Annotated in this window: 13 protein-coding genes; 7 read left to right on the forward strand and 6 right to left on the reverse strand. The window is 30.0% G+C overall.

The features are described 5' to 3' along the window. Positions 1 to 493: 493 nt before the first annotated feature. From ACR0QS_RS03860 to ACR0QS_RS03875, 4 genes are all read left to right on the forward strand, one after another. Positions 494 to 3,469 (forward strand): SNF2-related protein, encoded by a 2,976-nt coding sequence (locus ACR0QS_RS03860; RefSeq protein ID WP_432632126.1) that lies wholly within the window; start codon positions 494 to 496, stop codon positions 3,467 to 3,469. A 197-nt stretch (positions 3,470 to 3,666) separates the two neighbouring features. Continuing rightward, positions 3,667 to 4,644 (forward strand): hypothetical protein, encoded by a 978-nt coding sequence (locus ACR0QS_RS03865; RefSeq protein ID WP_432632127.1) that lies wholly within the window; start codon positions 3,667 to 3,669, stop codon positions 4,642 to 4,644. 180 nt (positions 4,645 to 4,824) lie between these two features. Continuing rightward, a complete protein-coding gene (locus ACR0QS_RS03870) occupies positions 4,825 to 5,259 on the forward strand; it encodes a MarR family winged helix-turn-helix transcriptional regulator (RefSeq protein ID WP_432632128.1) in 435 nt (144 codons plus the stop codon). 128 nt (positions 5,260 to 5,387) lie between these two features. Next, complete coding sequence (locus ACR0QS_RS03875) at positions 5,388 to 6,857, forward strand: leucyl aminopeptidase family protein (RefSeq protein WP_432632129.1); 1,470 nt, start codon at positions 5,388 to 5,390, stop codon at positions 6,855 to 6,857. 340 nt (positions 6,858 to 7,197) lie between these two features. Here ACR0QS_RS03875 and ACR0QS_RS03880 read toward each other — a convergent pair whose 3' ends face one another. The 3 genes from ACR0QS_RS03880 to ACR0QS_RS03890 form a co-directional block, all read right to left on the reverse strand. Further along, positions 7,198 to 8,166 (reverse strand): TIGR01212 family radical SAM protein, encoded by a 969-nt coding sequence (locus tag ACR0QS_RS03880; protein ID WP_432632130.1) that lies wholly within the window; start codon positions 8,164 to 8,166, stop codon positions 7,198 to 7,200. A 146-nt stretch (positions 8,167 to 8,312) separates the two neighbouring features. Next, on the reverse strand, positions 8,313 to 9,509 hold the full coding sequence (locus ACR0QS_RS03885; RefSeq protein ID WP_432632131.1) for a hypothetical protein: 1,197 nt from the start codon (positions 9,507 to 9,509) through the stop codon (positions 8,313 to 8,315). A gap of 239 nt (positions 9,510 to 9,748) precedes the next feature. Beyond that, complete coding sequence (locus ACR0QS_RS03890) at positions 9,749 to 10,882, reverse strand: ankyrin repeat domain-containing protein (protein ID WP_432632132.1); 1,134 nt, start codon at positions 10,880 to 10,882, stop codon at positions 9,749 to 9,751. A 268-nt stretch (positions 10,883 to 11,150) separates the two neighbouring features. Between ACR0QS_RS03890 and ACR0QS_RS03895 the strand changes: the two genes are divergently transcribed. Continuing rightward, positions 11,151 to 12,134, forward strand: a complete 984-nt coding sequence (locus ACR0QS_RS03895) for a tetratricopeptide repeat protein (protein ID WP_432632133.1) — start codon at positions 11,151 to 11,153, stop codon at positions 12,132 to 12,134. A gap of 441 nt (positions 12,135 to 12,575) precedes the next feature. On the opposite strand, the gene ACR0QS_RS03900 is transcribed toward ACR0QS_RS03895, so the two are convergent. The 3 genes from ACR0QS_RS03900 to ACR0QS_RS03910 form a co-directional block, all read right to left on the reverse strand. After that, positions 12,576 to 13,676, reverse strand: a complete 1,101-nt coding sequence (locus ACR0QS_RS03900) for an ATP-binding protein (protein WP_432632134.1) — start codon at positions 13,674 to 13,676, stop codon at positions 12,576 to 12,578. Positions 13,677 to 13,835: 159 nt separating this feature from the next. After that, positions 13,836 to 14,366, reverse strand: a complete 531-nt coding sequence (locus tag ACR0QS_RS03905) for a hypothetical protein (protein WP_432632135.1) — start codon at positions 14,364 to 14,366, stop codon at positions 13,836 to 13,838. A 26-nt stretch (positions 14,367 to 14,392) separates the two neighbouring features. Beyond that, positions 14,393 to 15,367, reverse strand: coding sequence for a hypothetical protein (locus ACR0QS_RS03910; protein WP_432632136.1), 975 nt, complete (start codon positions 15,365 to 15,367; stop codon positions 14,393 to 14,395). A 370-nt stretch (positions 15,368 to 15,737) separates the two neighbouring features. Here ACR0QS_RS03910 and ACR0QS_RS03915 point away from each other — a divergent pair, with 370 nt between their 5' ends. Together ACR0QS_RS03915 and ACR0QS_RS03920 are read left to right on the forward strand one after the other, a co-directional pair. After that, positions 15,738 to 16,184, forward strand: coding sequence for a PepSY-like domain-containing protein (locus ACR0QS_RS03915; protein WP_432632137.1), 447 nt, complete (start codon positions 15,738 to 15,740; stop codon positions 16,182 to 16,184). 88 nt (positions 16,185 to 16,272) lie between these two features. After that, entirely contained in the window at positions 16,273 to 16,935 is a 663-nt protein-coding gene (locus tag ACR0QS_RS03920; RefSeq protein WP_432632138.1) for a phosphatase PAP2 family protein, read from the forward strand. Positions 16,936 to 16,958 lie beyond the last annotated feature (23 nt).

Below are 16,958 nucleotides of genomic sequence, written 5' to 3' on the forward strand. Positions count from 1 at the left end.
GCTCGGCTCGGCTCGGCTCGCGCGAATTTGTTTTATAATATTTTTATTTGACTTAATCATAGGAAAGATTATACAACATTTTAAAAAATTGTCAACAGTTTAATTAGCTAAAAGCGGGCAGTAGCCAAAAAAATTCTAAAAAATTTTATTATTATTACAAAATAAAAACTATCATTGCAACTTTACTTTTTAATCGTCATTGCGAGCTTTCGTAAGAAAGCGAAGCAATCCAAATAAAATAGATTACTTCGCTATCGCTCGTAATGACAAAATACGCATGTCATTGCGAGGCTACTGCCGAAGCAATCCAGATATATAGATTGCCACGCTCACGCTCGCAATGATACAAATTTATAATTAAAAATTTGTCAACATGTTAAAACTGCTCACTAATTTATTTTATATTGACTTTTTTTATAATTAAATTAACATAACACCTTAATAATTTATAAAAATAATTTTTAAAATAATCGTATTACATAGCGGATAAGAAATGTTGAAAGAGTCGAATAGTGATTCAATAAATTTTGAGAAAGAAAATTTGAACGATAAATTTAATAAAAACAAAAATATAAACGAGCGTCAAAATTGGCTTTATTATACGAGAGCGCCTTTGATGGAAAATTACCGAGATAATCTTTATAGAGAATATTTTGGGCTTTCCGTTTTACTTTCGGTTAGAGGCGAAGACAATGAAAAAATTATTGGGCTTTCTTTAAAATTAATCGACAATGAATGCAAGAAGGAATTTAGAATAAATGAACTTGAGAATTTTTTATTTTCATGCATTGTCGGGGAAAAACAAATTATAGAAGAAAAAGAATATAAAATAGAATTGGAAGATTTCGGCAGAGGCGAAGCAAAGCTGATAAGATTTTTGAATAATATTTACGGCGAAGGTTTGCAAATTGAAGAAAATGGAAAATTATGGTTCAAAGATTACGGCGCTTATCAATGTTTGAGTTTATTAAAAGATATTTCAAATATAAGACTCGAAAGCAAAGTGATTATATTTGCGGACGAAATTTTGAATCTCTCTCTAACGACTTATTACAACGAAGAAAAAGATTTGATTTTGAATATTGGAATAAAAGATTTTGATTTGAATAAAGTATATACTTTCGGAGAAAACTGCGATTATATACTTTATAAAGATATTTTTTACGAAACGAAACCGTCTTATGCGAAAATAAAAAAAAATATATTCAAAAATTCCGTTATGGTAAATAAATATTATATAAAAGATTTCTGCTCGAGAGTTTTGCCGAATCTAAAAAAAGATTTTTCAGTCGAACTTCCAGAAGATATATCCGAAAACGAAATTATGGCTTTTCCAGTTCAGGCGCTCGTTTATTTGGATTATGACGGAGCGAATGTTTTTTCTACGATTAAATTTAAATACGGTTCTTTTACTCTCGACCCTTATACGAATAAATTTACAAGCGGTTATATTTTCGACAACGAAGAAATTTACAGAGATATTGAAAAAGAAAATTATTTTTGCGAAACGCTTTCAAAATATTTGGATAGAGCGGGAGATTATACTTTTTCTACAGCGGACGATGAAAAAATATTTTATTTATGCTATAAAGTTCTTCCGATGCTGCAAGATAAAGGATGGACATTTTTTTACAGCGAATCTTTTAAATCTTTGAAATTAAATGTTAAACCTCTTAAAATGCGGGCTTCACTCACGAGAGATATAAATTTTTTTGAAATCAATTTTTCTTTCGAGGGCGTCAAAGAAATTTACGATTTGTCGGATATAATAAGAGCGGTTAAAACGGAAAATAAAGAATATATAAGACTTCAAAACGGTTCTTTTGTTCCGATTGATTTGGAAATTATTGATTATTTGGCGAAAATGTTTAAGGATAATCCGATTGAAGAGATAAAACAAAAAGAAAATAACGGCTATTTGATTCCAATGTTCAGCGCTCCTTATTTTGCCGATATGCTCGAAAAACATAGCGGAATAGAATTAAACTTGGACGATAACGCCGCAAAAACTATCGCCGATATAAAAAAAATTGATTATGACGAAAATCCGCCTAAAAATATAAGCGGAGAATTTAGAAATTATCAATTAATCGGTTATAAATGGCTTAGAAAACTTGCAGATATGTCTTTAAACGGAATTCTCGCTGACGATATGGGACTCGGGAAAAGTTTTCAAACGATAGCGTCAATATTGAAAGAAAAAGAAAACGGTTCAAAATTAACTTCTTTAATAGTCGCTCCCACATCCTGCGTTGCAAACTGGTATTATGAAATAAAAAAATTCGCTCCTTCGCTCGATGTTATAACTTTGACGGGAAATATAAAATCGAGAATGAAAAGAATAAAAGCGGTGAATAATTACGATATAGCCATCGTTTCTTATTCGACTTTAAGAAGAGATATAAAATTTGTAAGCGAAAAAGAATTTAATTATGTCGTGCTTGACGAAGCGCAGCATATAAAAAACGCGAATACTCAAAACGCGAAAACCGTAAAAAGTTTGAAATCTCAAAAACGACTCGCTTTAAGCGGAACTCCGATAGAAAATGGAATTAGCGAAATGTGGTCGATGTTCGATTTTTTGATGCCGGGATTTTTGGGAAAACATAAAGATTTTTTGGAAGATTACGAAGCGCCGATAATTTCTGGAAACGAAGAATCTGCGGACGCTTTGGAAAGATTGAAAATTAGAATAGCGCCTTTTATATTGAGAAGATTAAAAACGGATGTATTGAAAGATTTGCCTCCGAAACATACGGTTATAACTTACTGCGATTTGACTAAAGAACAAAAAGAACTTTATATGTCGATACTCGAAGCGGCGAGAATTGAAATATTTGAAACTGTTAAAAGAAAAGGATTCGCTCAATCGCATATAGAAATATTTTCGGCATTAACTAGATTGAGGCAGGTTTGCTGTCATCCGAGATTATTGCATTCGGATTTGAGAAAAGATACTCACACGAGCGGAAAATTTAATTTATTTATCGAAACTATAAGAGAGGCAATTTCTGGCGGACATAGTATTTTAGTTTTCAGTTCTTTTACAAAAATGCTTAATATAATGAGAGAGGCTTTGAAAAAATTGAATATAGATTATTTATATCTGGACGGAAAAACTAAAGATAGAATGCCTTTGATTCATAAATTCAATAACGGAGAAGCGCCGATATTTTTATTGAGTTTAAAAGCGGCGGGAACGGGTTTAACTTTGACTCAAGCGGACACGGTTATTCATTACGATTTATGGTGGAATCCAGCGGTAGAAAATCAAGCAACGGATAGAGCTTACAGAATCGGACAAAAGCGCGTGGTTACGAATTATAAATTAATCACAAGAGGAACTATTGAAGAGAAAATATTGGAACTTCAAAATAAAAAGAAAAAACTTATTGATAATGTTGTCGGCGATTCTATGAACGATATAAATAAATTAAGTTGGGACGAAGTGAAGAATCTTATTGATTAAAAAAAATTCTAATTTGAAACATATCAAAAATTAAAACAAATTATTAAATAATTTTGACAAATAAAATGGTTTTGTTATAATTTATTTTTTGACTAATAAAAAATATTTTGCATAAAAAACACAAAAAATTAAAAATTTTGCAAATAATTTTATATATAATATTATATAGAAAAAATAAAATTTTTTAAGGAGTAAAAATGAGTAAATTAACGGCTAGAGAATTTATAGAAAATGTCTTGAGTGAAGCTACCAAACCCCTTACAGGAAAAGGAATTTATGACGAAGGTAAAAAGAAGGGTTTAGAACTTGATAAAGAAGGAAAATCTGCCGATATAAAGATAGGCGAGTTTAAAGCCATAATGTATTCAAATATAAGAAATAGTAAAAATCCTATATTCATGACTGCTAGTAGAAAACCAACGACTTTTTGGCTAAAAAAAAGAGAGAACAAACTTCCACCGTCAGAACAATTACAACAAAAAATGCAAGAATCTCAAGAAAAAGAAGTAGAAGAAAAATATAAATTTAAAGAAAGAGAATTACATCCTATACTTGTAAGTTTTTTAAATAATGATGATAATTTTAATATTCGAGCTAAAACTATTTACCATGAAAAATGTATAAAAAATAAAAAAGGCAAAGGTATATGGAATTACCCCGATATTGTAGGCGTAAGTTTTCCGTTTGATAATGAAGAAATGAAAGAAGAAACTTTAAATTTATTACAAAATATTAATCAAATTCAATATAAACTCTATTCGTTTGAATTGAAAATCATTATTAATTTTTCTAATCTTAAAGAATGTTATTTTCAAGCGGTTTCAAATTCGAGTTGGGCTAACGAAGGTTATCTTGTGGTTTTTGATATAGACGAAGAAATAATTGACGAACTTAAAAGACTTAATGCAAGTTTTGGAATAGGAGTTATTCAACTTGATATTGAAGAGTTAAAACCTAAAGTTATTTTGCCGTCAAGCCAAAGAGAATTAGACATTGAAACTCTTAATATGCTTGTTAAAGAAAGTCCCGATTTTAGCAAATTTATTGAAGATATAAATCGTCATATAAAAGCTAAAGCTGGAAAATTAGGAAATATAACTGATAATTTTGATAAAGTATTTGACAACGATGAACTTGAAAAATATATTGAAGATAAAAAGATAGTTAAAAATTAATCAAGGAGTAAAAAATGGGTAATCCGCGCGGTTTTTTAGATTTTAAAAGAGTGGAATTAATAAAACTCGAACCTGAAGAAAGAATAAAAAAATTATAAAGAGTTTAGTCGTTTGGACTATTGAAGACGAAAAAAATGTGCAAATGCCGTTAACAAATTTTTAAGTGAATGAATATAATCTATGGAAAATTTTATTATAGGAAAATTGATTAAAGAACTCCATATAGCTCTGGAAAATAATTTTAATAAATTTTCTAAAAAATATAAATTGACTTCTTCGCAAATGGATATATTGATTTTTTTATTTCAAAACGAAGAAAAAACTATTAATCAAAGAGATATTGAAAATTATTTAAGTTTGACAAATCCGACTATAGCGGGAACTTTATTCAGGCTTGAAAAGAAAGGTTTTATAACAAGAAAGAGAGGAACGGAAGACAAAAGATGCAAAGAAATTTATTTAACCGATAAAAGCCGAGAATTGAAAGAAATAATTTTTGAATATATAAGAAACTGCGATAATAAAATGTTTGCCGATATGTCGGAAGAAGAAAAAGAAACTTTGAAAGATATAATATTAAAATTATTGAAAAATCTGCAGAATAAACGACAATAAATAAAACATCCATAATTCTTTATTTTATCCGATAATAAACTACTGTCAAAATTTATTAATTGACATAAAAAAAAGATTGTATATAATTAAAATAATTTATATTAAAATATTTTAATAAAGGACGAAAAATGAAATTAAAACATAATATAAACTTTATAAAAAAAGATACGGTTGCGATTTTTGTTAAGGTAGAAAAGGAACAGCCTAAAGTTTGCACTTTCGATAAGGAATATATAGATTTGTTTAATAGCATGGTTAAAGACAAATATTATACAATATCCACTCCTTTCGCTTTCGCTTTTTCAAAAAATACGAGAGTAATTTATATAACTTATAAAGAAGTAAAAAATTATATGTATGAAACATGGAAATGCGCGGGAGCCTCTTTAATAAAAATAATGAAAGATTTGCATATAAGCGATATTGAAGTCGATATGGCGGAATTATTTGCGGAAATCGGTTCGATGGAATCATACGAACAGTTTTGTTTGGGAATACTTTTGGCTTCTTATAGTTTCAATAATTATTTTGGAGAAAAAAGATTAAAAGATAAAACTGAAATAAAAAATATACTTTTGGTTTCGGAACATAAAAAAGATACGGAAAATGCGATAGCGAGAGCGTCTCAAATAGCGGAAAATATTTTCTGGACAAGAGATATGGTTAATGAGCCGAGCAATGTAATCAATTCTTTAACTTTTATCGAAAGAGCTAAAAAAGTCGCCGAAAAGAAAAAAATCATAGTTTCCGTTTTGGACGAAAAACAATTAAAAACTCAAAATATGAACGGAATTTTGGGAGTAAACGCTGGAAGTAAAAATCCTCCGAGATTATTTGTCGCTCAATATAAAAACAGTAAAGCTAAAAAAAATATAGTTTTGGTAGGAAAGGGAATAACTTTCGATACGGGCGGAATGTCTTTGAAACCTTCGGATTCTATGCTTGGAATGAAAGACGATATGGCTGGAGCGGCTGCCGTATGCGGAGCTTTATTTTTAATAGCCGATAGAGGATTAAATGCGAATGTTACGGCAATATGTCCTTTAACCGACAATAAAACGGGAAGCGGTGCGATTAATCCGGGCGATATATTGAAAATGCATAACGGAGTTACAGTCGAAGTTGTAAATACGGACGCTGAAGGAAGATTAATACTTGCGGACGCTTTATCTTACGGAATAAAAAAATATAAACCCGATTATATTATAGATATAGCCACTTTGACAGGCGCTTGTTCGATTGCTTTGGGAAAACATGCCACAGGTTTATTATCAACTGACGAAAAATTGGCAAATATTATTAAAGACGCTGGAAACGACACCTACGAAAGAGTTTGGGAATTGCCTTTATTTGAAGAATATAAAGAAGCGATAAAATCGGATGTTGCCGATATAAAAAATACCGGCGGAAGAGAAGCGGGAACTATTCAAGCGGCTCAATTCTTATCGTATTTTACGGAAGGAAGCAAATGGGCGCATTTGGATATAGCCTGCACTTCTTACTCTAATGTTACCGAAAAATATACTTCAAAAGGCGGCACTGGAGTAGGAGTTTATTTGCTTGCAAAAACGGTTGAAAAGATAGCTGAAAACGAATAAAAATTATTAGAATAAAATTCTATAAATAAAAAAAGAGGAATTTATTTTTTATAAGTTCCTCTTTAGTTTTTATCAAAAATAGATAAAGCCAAATCTCATGAAATTTTATTAAATTTAATTCAAAATTTTTTGGATTGCTCGCAATGACGATTATAAGATTATTATTACGAGAGTTGCCGTAGGCACATAGAGTGAGCGAAGTAATCCACAGAAAAATAAATTTTATTATTTTGGATTGCTTCATTCCATTCGCAATGACGGAATTATTAAAAATATTTGCGATAACAAAAATAATGCATCTTCATTTACAAGGTTTTGTAAAAAATTGTGACTAAAAACTTTATCCGTTATTTTTTAATAAATCGCCCTGCTTAATATTCATGTCATTCATTTTTTTAATTATAGAATTTATAATTTCGCCTTTTGATTTTTTCCACTTCGGCGCTATCAAAGTGTCGCCCAAACTGTCCCCAGTTAATCTCGCTATTATTATATTTTCATTTGTAAAACCTAAAGCCTCCGAAATTAATTCTATATAAAAATCTTCGTCCAATGTAGGAAAATCATATCGATTATAAATATTTTCAAAATAACTTCCGCTAACTATATCGAGCTGATGAAATTTCACGGCGTCAATTTTTAATTTTGAAATATCTTTAATCGTTTTAAGCATATCGTTTTTATCTTCGAGAATTATTTTATTGTTTTCGATTCTCTTCGGAAGCCCAAAAATTATATGAACGCAGATTATAAGATTTTTGTAATTTTCTTTTATATTATTAATAGAAGAAACAAAAGAAAAATAATTATGCCCTCTATTTATAAAATCCAAAGTTTCATCGTTGGAAGATTGAAGTCCGATTTCAAGCCAAATTTCTTTATCGTTTACACTCGCTAAATCATTTAAGGTTTTTAAAGTTTCTTTTTCGAGCATATCGCTTCTCGCCCCAAACATAAGCCCAACGCAATCGTCAAATTTTATCAATTCGTTCGCATAAAATAAAGATTCTTTTGAGGCAAATTTTGAGAGCGGAGTTCCGAGTTGAAAATAACCGTAATATTTTTTATATCTTTCTTTATAATTTTTGACTCCGTTTAACCATTGATTTTTTATGTCGTCTTCTTTAATGTATGGCGGTTTATAACTTTCCAAATTACAAAATCGGCATCCTCCATCGTTTAATTTATGAGCGCAGCCAAAATCGGTATTTATTGAAATTTTGCCGACTTTGATTTTGAATTTATTTTTCACATAATCGGAAAAAGAATAATAAGGTTTTTCATTATTGGAATTATTAGAATTTTTCATTTGTAAAGTATATAAAGCTATTGATATTTGTCAAATAAAAAAGACGCTTCCAAATCAATGAAAGCGTCATTTAATAACTATGCGATGGTTTTAATATTCGTCATTACGATGGACTTTTAGCCACAGCAATAACAAAATTTAATTTTTTAATTCTTATGTCCAGGCATAAACAAATAACACCAACCGCGAGGATTATCCGTAAATGCTGCGGAATGAGTCAACAACGGGATTGTATATTCTGGTCTTTCTGCCAAATATATATTTTGATTAGTCATATAAGGCATATTTTGAGGAGTGAAGTAAATACCAGGATGATTTTTATATTCTGTATAATAATCGTATATTCCGTAATAAGCGTAATATGAATGAAGTCCAGCGGCTTCAGAATATCCCATATTATCATAGTCATACATAACGAAAACTTCTATAAAGCCTGGCTCTATATATTGTCTTTCAAACAAGTTAGCGGCATAAACGACCCCGTTATTGAAAGTTTCGTTTCTATATCGATAAGCTACGAAATCGTAAACTCCGTCTCCAAATGGTGTCTCTCCGATTTCAAAATCTCTGATTCCGCCAGTTTTTTGTCTTCCAAAATATAGCTCTCTTGCTTCATCGGTTGTCAAAGTATTAGCATAAATTGCTCCAACCGTATAGATGCCTTTTTGTTTCCATTTATATTCAATTATGGCATGGGCTCTGTGCCTTCCTTCCCAATGTCCGAATCTTCTTTCGGCAATATCTCTATATCCAGTTATAATAGCTCCGACAAATTTTTTGATAATAGTATTGTCTTCTTTCCAAACTATATCGCCATTATTGTTAAAGTAATAATAATCTTCGGCGCTATATTTATCATGAGTATGTTTGTTTTGAAAATTATTAAAGTCTCTATTATTGGCTTTGTTTCTAATAGCAAAAACTTTTCCATCATTCTTGGCTTTTCGATTAATTTGGTCAAACCATAATTGTTTTAATTTGTTAGTATCCTTATAGCTAACCGTAGTATAACCGTCTCCGCTCACGGCAAAAGGAACGCGAATCTTATAATAATCTGTCGCTTTATCAGGAATATTTGGCGCTAAAACATTCGTCACATATTCGATTTTAATCGAACCATCGGCGTTAGTCGTTATCATATGAATTCCGCCGTTCGTCATCCAAACTTCAATCGTGTTTGTAGTTTGAATTATGTTAGTATAAACCAATGTATTTGTTAGGATATTTCCGTTTTGGTCTATCAATCCCGTTCGAGATAAATTGTTGTCCATATTATCCGCGCAAGAAACCATCGCAACCGCTATTACGGTAATAATAAAAAGTAAATAAATAAACTTTCTCATTTTATCCTCCTTTAATTTTTATTTTGGTTTTTTAATTGAAAAAATTTATTCTACCTATACATAAGATAACAAATATTTTTAAATAGTCAAGTAAAATTTTTTATTGTTATCAAAAAAAATAAGAAATTTACAAAAAAGTAATGAATTTATGAAAGAAGTTAATATGATTTTTTAAATCCGTAATCTAATAAATTTTAAAGTGATAAAATTTAAATTATGCAAAGATTAATTTAAAAAAATTATCTATTCGAACTTGTCAAACTTACTCTTGTAATCAAATCGACTATATCCAAATTGCCGTTTTCCATAGCGAACATTAAAGCGTTTTTTGAAGAGTTATCGACAGCGTTTATATTTGCTCCCGCGTTTATCAAATATTCGACTGAATTATAATCTCCGTTTTCAGCCGCAAACATTAAAGCCGTTTTTCCATCGTTATCCGCTATATTTAAATCGGCTCTTGCGTTTATAAGAGTCGCAACCGCTTCGCTTTTTGAAGATATTGCCGCCCAAATTAAGGCAGTTCTTCTGTTATTCATTATATAATTAATATTCGCGCGCCCTATCAAAAGAGAAGATATTAAATCCGTATCTCCTAAAGAAGAAGCCAAAGCGAGCGGTGTTATATTTCCGTAAGTTCCGTAAGTCGCCGAGATATTCGCATCGCCTCCGTTTTCCAAAAGCATTTTAGCCGTTTCTGTATTTCCATTGGCTATCGCGTAAAATAAAGCGTTCGCTCCGTATTCGTTTATTCGATTGATTTCGCTTCCGTTATCGAGAAGTAATTTAACAATTAAATCATGATTATTAAATGCCGCTATCATTAAAGGAGTCATATTATAATCTATTCCGTCATTATTTCCGCTTCTATAAATTCCCGATAATCTTAAATCCGCTTTCGCTTTAATAAGAGTTTCCACAATAGAATAATAACCTTTTCCCGCCGCCTGCAAAAGCGCCGTAGTTCCTCCGTTTATCTTTATATTTGGATTGGCATTTTTAGCGAGCAAATAAGAAACCATATTAATATATCCAGAATCCGCCGCGTAAATTAATGCAGTTTTTCCATGAGCGCAAGTAATATTAACATCGATTTGCTGAGATAAAAGAATAATCGCAAAATTTTTATATCCTTTTGAAACCGCTGTTATTAAAGCGTTATGTCCCTGACTATCGCCAAAATCTATATAATTGGAAATCGAACCTTCCGAAATTAATTGTCTTAACCCGTCCGCGTTGCCCGTATTTGCATATTCCAATAATTGTTCTAGTTTGCCCATATTTGTATTTTCATTATTATTTAAAATTTGAGCGAAACTAAACGGATTTGAATTTATAGAAAAAAATATTAAAATAAAAGCAATAAGACGCATAATTTTTCCTTGTTTAAAGTTTAAAATATTACTTTAAATAATTTCGGAATTTTCGAGTATAAATTTTAAATTAGAAAATAGTTTTAATGATTTTAATAATTGAAAGTTTTATTAATTCGGTTAAAATAAAAAATTGAATATGATTAATTTTTTTAAAAACAATTTTAAAAATAATTTTATAATATTTCTTTTGTTGATTTGTTTTACTTCAAAAGCGTTCTCGCAAAAAAGTATCATAATATTTAAAACCGATTATACAAATAATTATATGAATTATGCCGTTTACGATTTGCTTATTAAAAATATATTTCTTTATTCCAATTTGAAAATAATAAATAACGAAAATAATTTTAATTACGAAAAAATAAAATCTCAAATAAAAAAACTAACGACTGAAAACAAATCAAATATTTCTGTCGCTTATAGAATTCAAAATTTTAAAAATGGAATTCTGCTTAATTATATTATTTTTGATAACGAAAAACCGAACGAATGGATTGAAAAAAGCGTTTATTCAAAAGAAGAAAATTTATTTCTTTCGATAAATAAACTTTTGAAAGATATTTATGGCAAGTCAAATAATCGAGCGATTTATATAACGGAAGAAAATTATAATTCGCTTTTAGGATATTATTCCCAAAAATTTAATCAAAACAATAATGATATTTATAAATTATTCTACGATTTTTATAAAGAAAATATTTATTTCAATATTGATTATTTGGAATTTTTGATGAATAAAATTGATAAAACGAATAGCGATATAATAAACGAATTGGTAGAAAATATGCCGAATTATTTTAATCATAATAAAAATAAAAATCATTATTATTTATATTCTTTGGGATGCATGCATTACGGAAAATATAAAGTGGAGGCGATTTCAAGCGATATTGAATCTTCGATTGAAAATTATAATAACGCTTTGAAATTAAATAATCATTATAAATATTATTACCGACTTGCAAACGCTTATATGTTAAAAAACGATTACGATAACGCAAGAAAATATTTTGAAGAAGCGATTAAACTTGACGAATCGAATATTGATATAATGAAAGAATTATTATCTTTGCTGAAAAGAGATATTGATAAAAACGGAAACGAAGTAATTTATTATTTGAAAAAAATTATTGAAATAGATAAAAACGATAGAGAGGCTTTGACGGATATTTTGAAATTATACGAACGAATAGGCGATTATGAGAGTTTTTCTAATTATAATAAAATTTTGGAAGATTTAAATAAATAGTAATTCTTTTAATTACCACACCTTATTACGAACTCTGCAATGATAAATAATGCATCGTCATTACGAGCGACTGAAAGGAAGCGAAGTAATCTACAGAAAAGAAATTTTATTATTTTAGATTGCTCGCCAATCCCAAAGGGACGCAGGGCGAAGGCGGACTTTAGTCTCGGCAGTAGCCTCGTTCCCGTAGGGACGCAGAGCGAATGACAGTAAAAAAGCTCGAATGACATTAAAATTCATTAAAGCCTGCAATGACAGTAAAAGTTCGTCATTACGAGGGCTTTAGCCCGAAGTAATCCACACATAATAGATTTTGCTTTTATTTCATTTGGATTGCTTCGCTTTCTCACGAAAGCTCGCAATGACGGTTAAAAATTCATTAAAGCATTGCAATGACGATTGAAAATTTCATTAAAGCCCCAATGACAAAAGAAAAATAAATTATTTAATCAAATTTCTGCTTTCGTAATATTCTTTCCATCGTTTGCCGAATTTTTCCGCTTTCAATTTAATAGAATTATTGAAATAATTTTTTAATTTTGGCAAATCTTCTTTATTTTCTTTTGCCACGCTTCCGATTAAATTCGATACCAAAGTCGACATTTCTATTTTTTTATTTCCGTAATAATAGGAATGAAGAGCCGATTGATAATAAACCGAAACCGCTTCCGCCGTGCTAACGACAGAATTTAATTCCTGTATTTTTGCATTTTCAAAACTTTTTCCGCTTCTTAATTCGTTGAAAGTCGTAGCCAAAACTTCCACGACATCGTTTTCTACGGTTATATCAATATCTGCAAGTTCAAATAAACTTTCGCATTGATTTTTTATAATTTCCGCTTCGATTTGAGGATTTTTTACGGGTTCGACTGTTTCAAAATTGAATCTTCTTTTTAAGGCGCTGCTCATTTCGTTTATTCCTTTATCTCTCGTATTTGCCGTTGCTATTATATTGAATCCCGCTTTTGCAAAAAGTATAGAATTCTGTTCGGGAATATTCAAAATTTTATCGCTTAATATACTTATCAAAGAATCTTGAATTTCCAAAGGGCATCTCGTAATTTCCTCGAATCTCGTTATTAATCCTTTTTCCATTCCTATATAAACGGGCGAAGGAATCAAAGCCTCTTTAACGGGACCTTTTGCGAAAAGCGTAGCGTAATTCCATGAATATTTTATATTGTCTTCGTTAGTTCCCGCCGTTCCTTGAATAGTTATAATACTCGTTCCGCTTATTGCCGCCGATAAAAGTTCGCTTAACATTGTTTTTGCCGTTCCTGGTTCGCCGACAAGCATTAATCCTCTATTGCTCGAAAGAGTTATTATAGCCCTTTCTACCAACGCGTCGTCTCCGTAGAATTTTCTTTTTATCGTTATATTTTCAAGTTCTTTTCCAAGTATAAAATCTCTAACGGCTTGAGGAGATAAAACCCAATTTTTCGGCTTATTATTATTGTCATTTTTTTTCAAAGCCTCGAGTTCTTCTTTATAAAGTTCTTCGGTTAAAGGCTTTTGATTAATTTCTTTATCTTTATTATGCATATTTTCTCTTTATAATTTAGTGGTTTTATTATATCATAAAATAATGTTTTTCCAAATTAAAATATAAGTCGTTTTGAATATTAAATTTTATGGAATGACAAAATAAAAAACCGAGCCTTTAATTAAAAAGAACTCGGTTTAAATTTTTACCAACAAATATTAGTATGCTTTACCTTGAAATGCATACGAGTCGCCGTTTACCGCAAAATCTAAATGATATGTGTCGGGTTGTTGGTTTCCAGATATATCTTTATGAGCCGCTTTAAAATAATAGCTTGCTCCAAAATAAGTTATACCTGCTGGCAAAGTAGTTTTGTCAATACGAGCAGAGCCACTATCGGTTGAGCCTTTAGTTCGAGACCAGTCATTAACTTTGATATCAACATCTATTTCTTTATATTTTCCAGTAGAAGCATCAAAGTTTTCAGGAGTTACTAACACTATTTTTCCTTTGAGATTGCAAGTGCCATCCGAATTTTTGACTACTTGTATTGTGGTAGTTTGTTCTTTCTTCGCAAAATTATAACCCGTATAAGAAGTTTTGGGCGGTAAGAATTGTCCATATTCTAAATCTGGATTATCGTAAACGCCTCCGTCTCCTCCCGTATCTCCTCCTGTTGTTCCTTCATTACTGCAGCTTATCGCCAAAGCAAATAATGTTATTAAAAATATTTTTATTAATTTATTCATTCTAATTCTCCTTAAAAATTATTTAATTATTTTGTTTGTTCGGTTAAAGTTCCTTCATATTCCACCGTATAATAGCCGCCATTTCCACCCGCTCCCATATGTAAATAAATGGATATTTCGGTTGCCGAATTGAAGGTTATTTGAATATACGATTTATAAGTAACTTCAGTTCCTTCTATAGAAGTTTCTTCACTCGCTATGTAACTGTTACCGTCTGCGGATTTATATATTTGAACTTTACTTTCTGTGCTACCCATCCCAGTGTAATAAATTTTGTTATCGGTTATAACTACTTGAACATCCGTATTTCCCGTCTCTTCTAATGAAAAATTATCTCCAAATTCTTGCGGATTTGAATTATAAGATTTTCTTGTAACGCCGCTTCCGATTGTTCCCGTATAGGTTTTGCCGTTATAAGTCGATAACTCGCTTGCGGTTGCCGCCGTTCCCGATGCGGTAGGTATAGAACCTAAATCTACCCCTCCGCCACTTCCTGGGTCTTCATTCGATTTACAGCTTATAGACAAAGCCATAACTAAAGCTCCTACAACCATGTAGGTAAAAATTTTTTTGATATTCGACATATGAATATCCTCCTTAAAAAATGAAATTTTATTTATAACTAAACAAGGAATTTTTATTTTCCTTGATAAGCTATCGAAAGTTATTGAAGCTGAAAAATGTTTAACTAAATTTAGATTTGCAAAATTATTTTTATCGTCATTGCATATTTTAAGATTGTCATTGCGAACGAATGAAATGAGTGAAGCAATCCAATTTATATAGATTGCTTCGGCAAAGCCTCGCAATGACGGACTTTCCGAATACTGCAAAAATGTTTTTACTAACGAATTACGAATTCTAAACGGAGTTGTTTTTTTGTCCACTTTTTTTACAAAAAAAGTGGTAGTTTTTTGGTTCTTTTTTTCTACAAAAAAAGAACGGATAATTTTGTTTTCTTTTATAAAAGATTTAACTAAATTGATATTGAATTTTTGCAATAAAAAACGAACGCCTAAAAATTTAAGCGTCTTAAAAAACTGTAATATATAAAAATTTAAATTATTGGTTAGAATACAATAATGGTTCTGTTCTGTTCTGTTCTGTTCTGTTCTGTTCTGTTCTTCATGAGAATTTATCTCCTTGTTAATTACCTAAAACCCGAAATTTTTTCCTTTCGGTTATTTTTTTATTATAAACAAATCATAACATATTAAAAAAAATTGTCAATACTTTAAATAAAAAAATTCTAAAAATTATTAATTCGGCAAAGTTCTGCAATGACAATACATATAAAAAATAATAAAATAACGCGTATAAAATACGAATATTTAATATAATAGAATTTATTTTTTAATAGGATTTATTTCAATGAAGAAAATATTGATTTTTATTTTAGCCAATTTTTTAATTTGTTTGCAAAATTTTCAAATTCTTTATCCGCAAAATATAACCAAAAATTCTCTGCCATTGAGAGCGAAAAATTTTATAAATATTAATTTTCCCGGAGATTCCATAGAAACCGTGAGCTTATACAAAAACGGCGAAGGTTATGAAGTAAAAATAAAGTCAGGATTTAATTTTATCTTTTACGAAACGGGATTATGGAAAAGCGTCAGGGCAAACGATACGAATTCCACTATTCCAAGAAGCTGCATTCATAAAAACATGGTTAATGCGATAGACAAAGAATATCCGAATTCAAAAATAAATTATATCGAAAGAAGAGATAAAAATTTTTTGATAATCTTAAACAATCAGACGGAAATTGAAATAAGCGGATACGGATTAATCATAAATAAAAGAAATATAAATTAATTTTCGTTTTCTAAAATAACGGTTGATTTATTTTTTTTTAATGTTAACCTTTTAAAATCTAATTAAAATTTAATGCGATTATATTATTATGGAATATAACGAATATAATATTGAAAATAAAAAGCGAAGAAAGAAAAAATTAAAAAAACTTCTTAAAAGAAAAAGAAGAGATAAAAGAATGAATTATATCAATAATTTGAAAGTCGTTAAAATAATGAGTCAGATAGACGATAAATTATTTTTAAAAATTTTCAAAGACAACAGAAAAGGTTATTTCAAAAGTTTTATGAAAATTATGAGCCGACTCGGTGACGGTTATGTTTGGGCTTTTTTGTATTTCTCGCTTTATATGTTTAGAATAAAATATGCGATTCTTTATTTTGCAAGAGCGATTACGGCGGTTTTAATTTGCATATTTGTTTTTTTGTATATAAAAAATTTTTTCAGCAGAGCGCGTCCTTATAAAAAACATGATAAAATTCCCATAATGTATCCTCCCGATAAACATTCTTTTCCTTCGGGACATACGATGGTCGGTTTTGCGCTTTCGTTTTCTATCGGAAGTTACGGTTTAGGTTCGGCGGTTTTATTTTATACTATCGCTTCTTTAATAGCTTTTAGCAGAGTTTATGTGGGGCTTCATTATCCTTTGGATGTGGTTTGCGGAATAATATTTGGAAGCGTTGTAGGGATATTGACAAATATTATTTTCTTTTATATGATAGGACTGCCTATAATTGGGCATATATAATTATTATAAACTAATAATTATAC

Source organism: Brachyspira sp. (genome assembly GCF_050873525.1).
Lineage (GTDB): Bacteria > Spirochaetota > Brachyspiria > Brachyspirales > Brachyspiraceae > Brachyspira.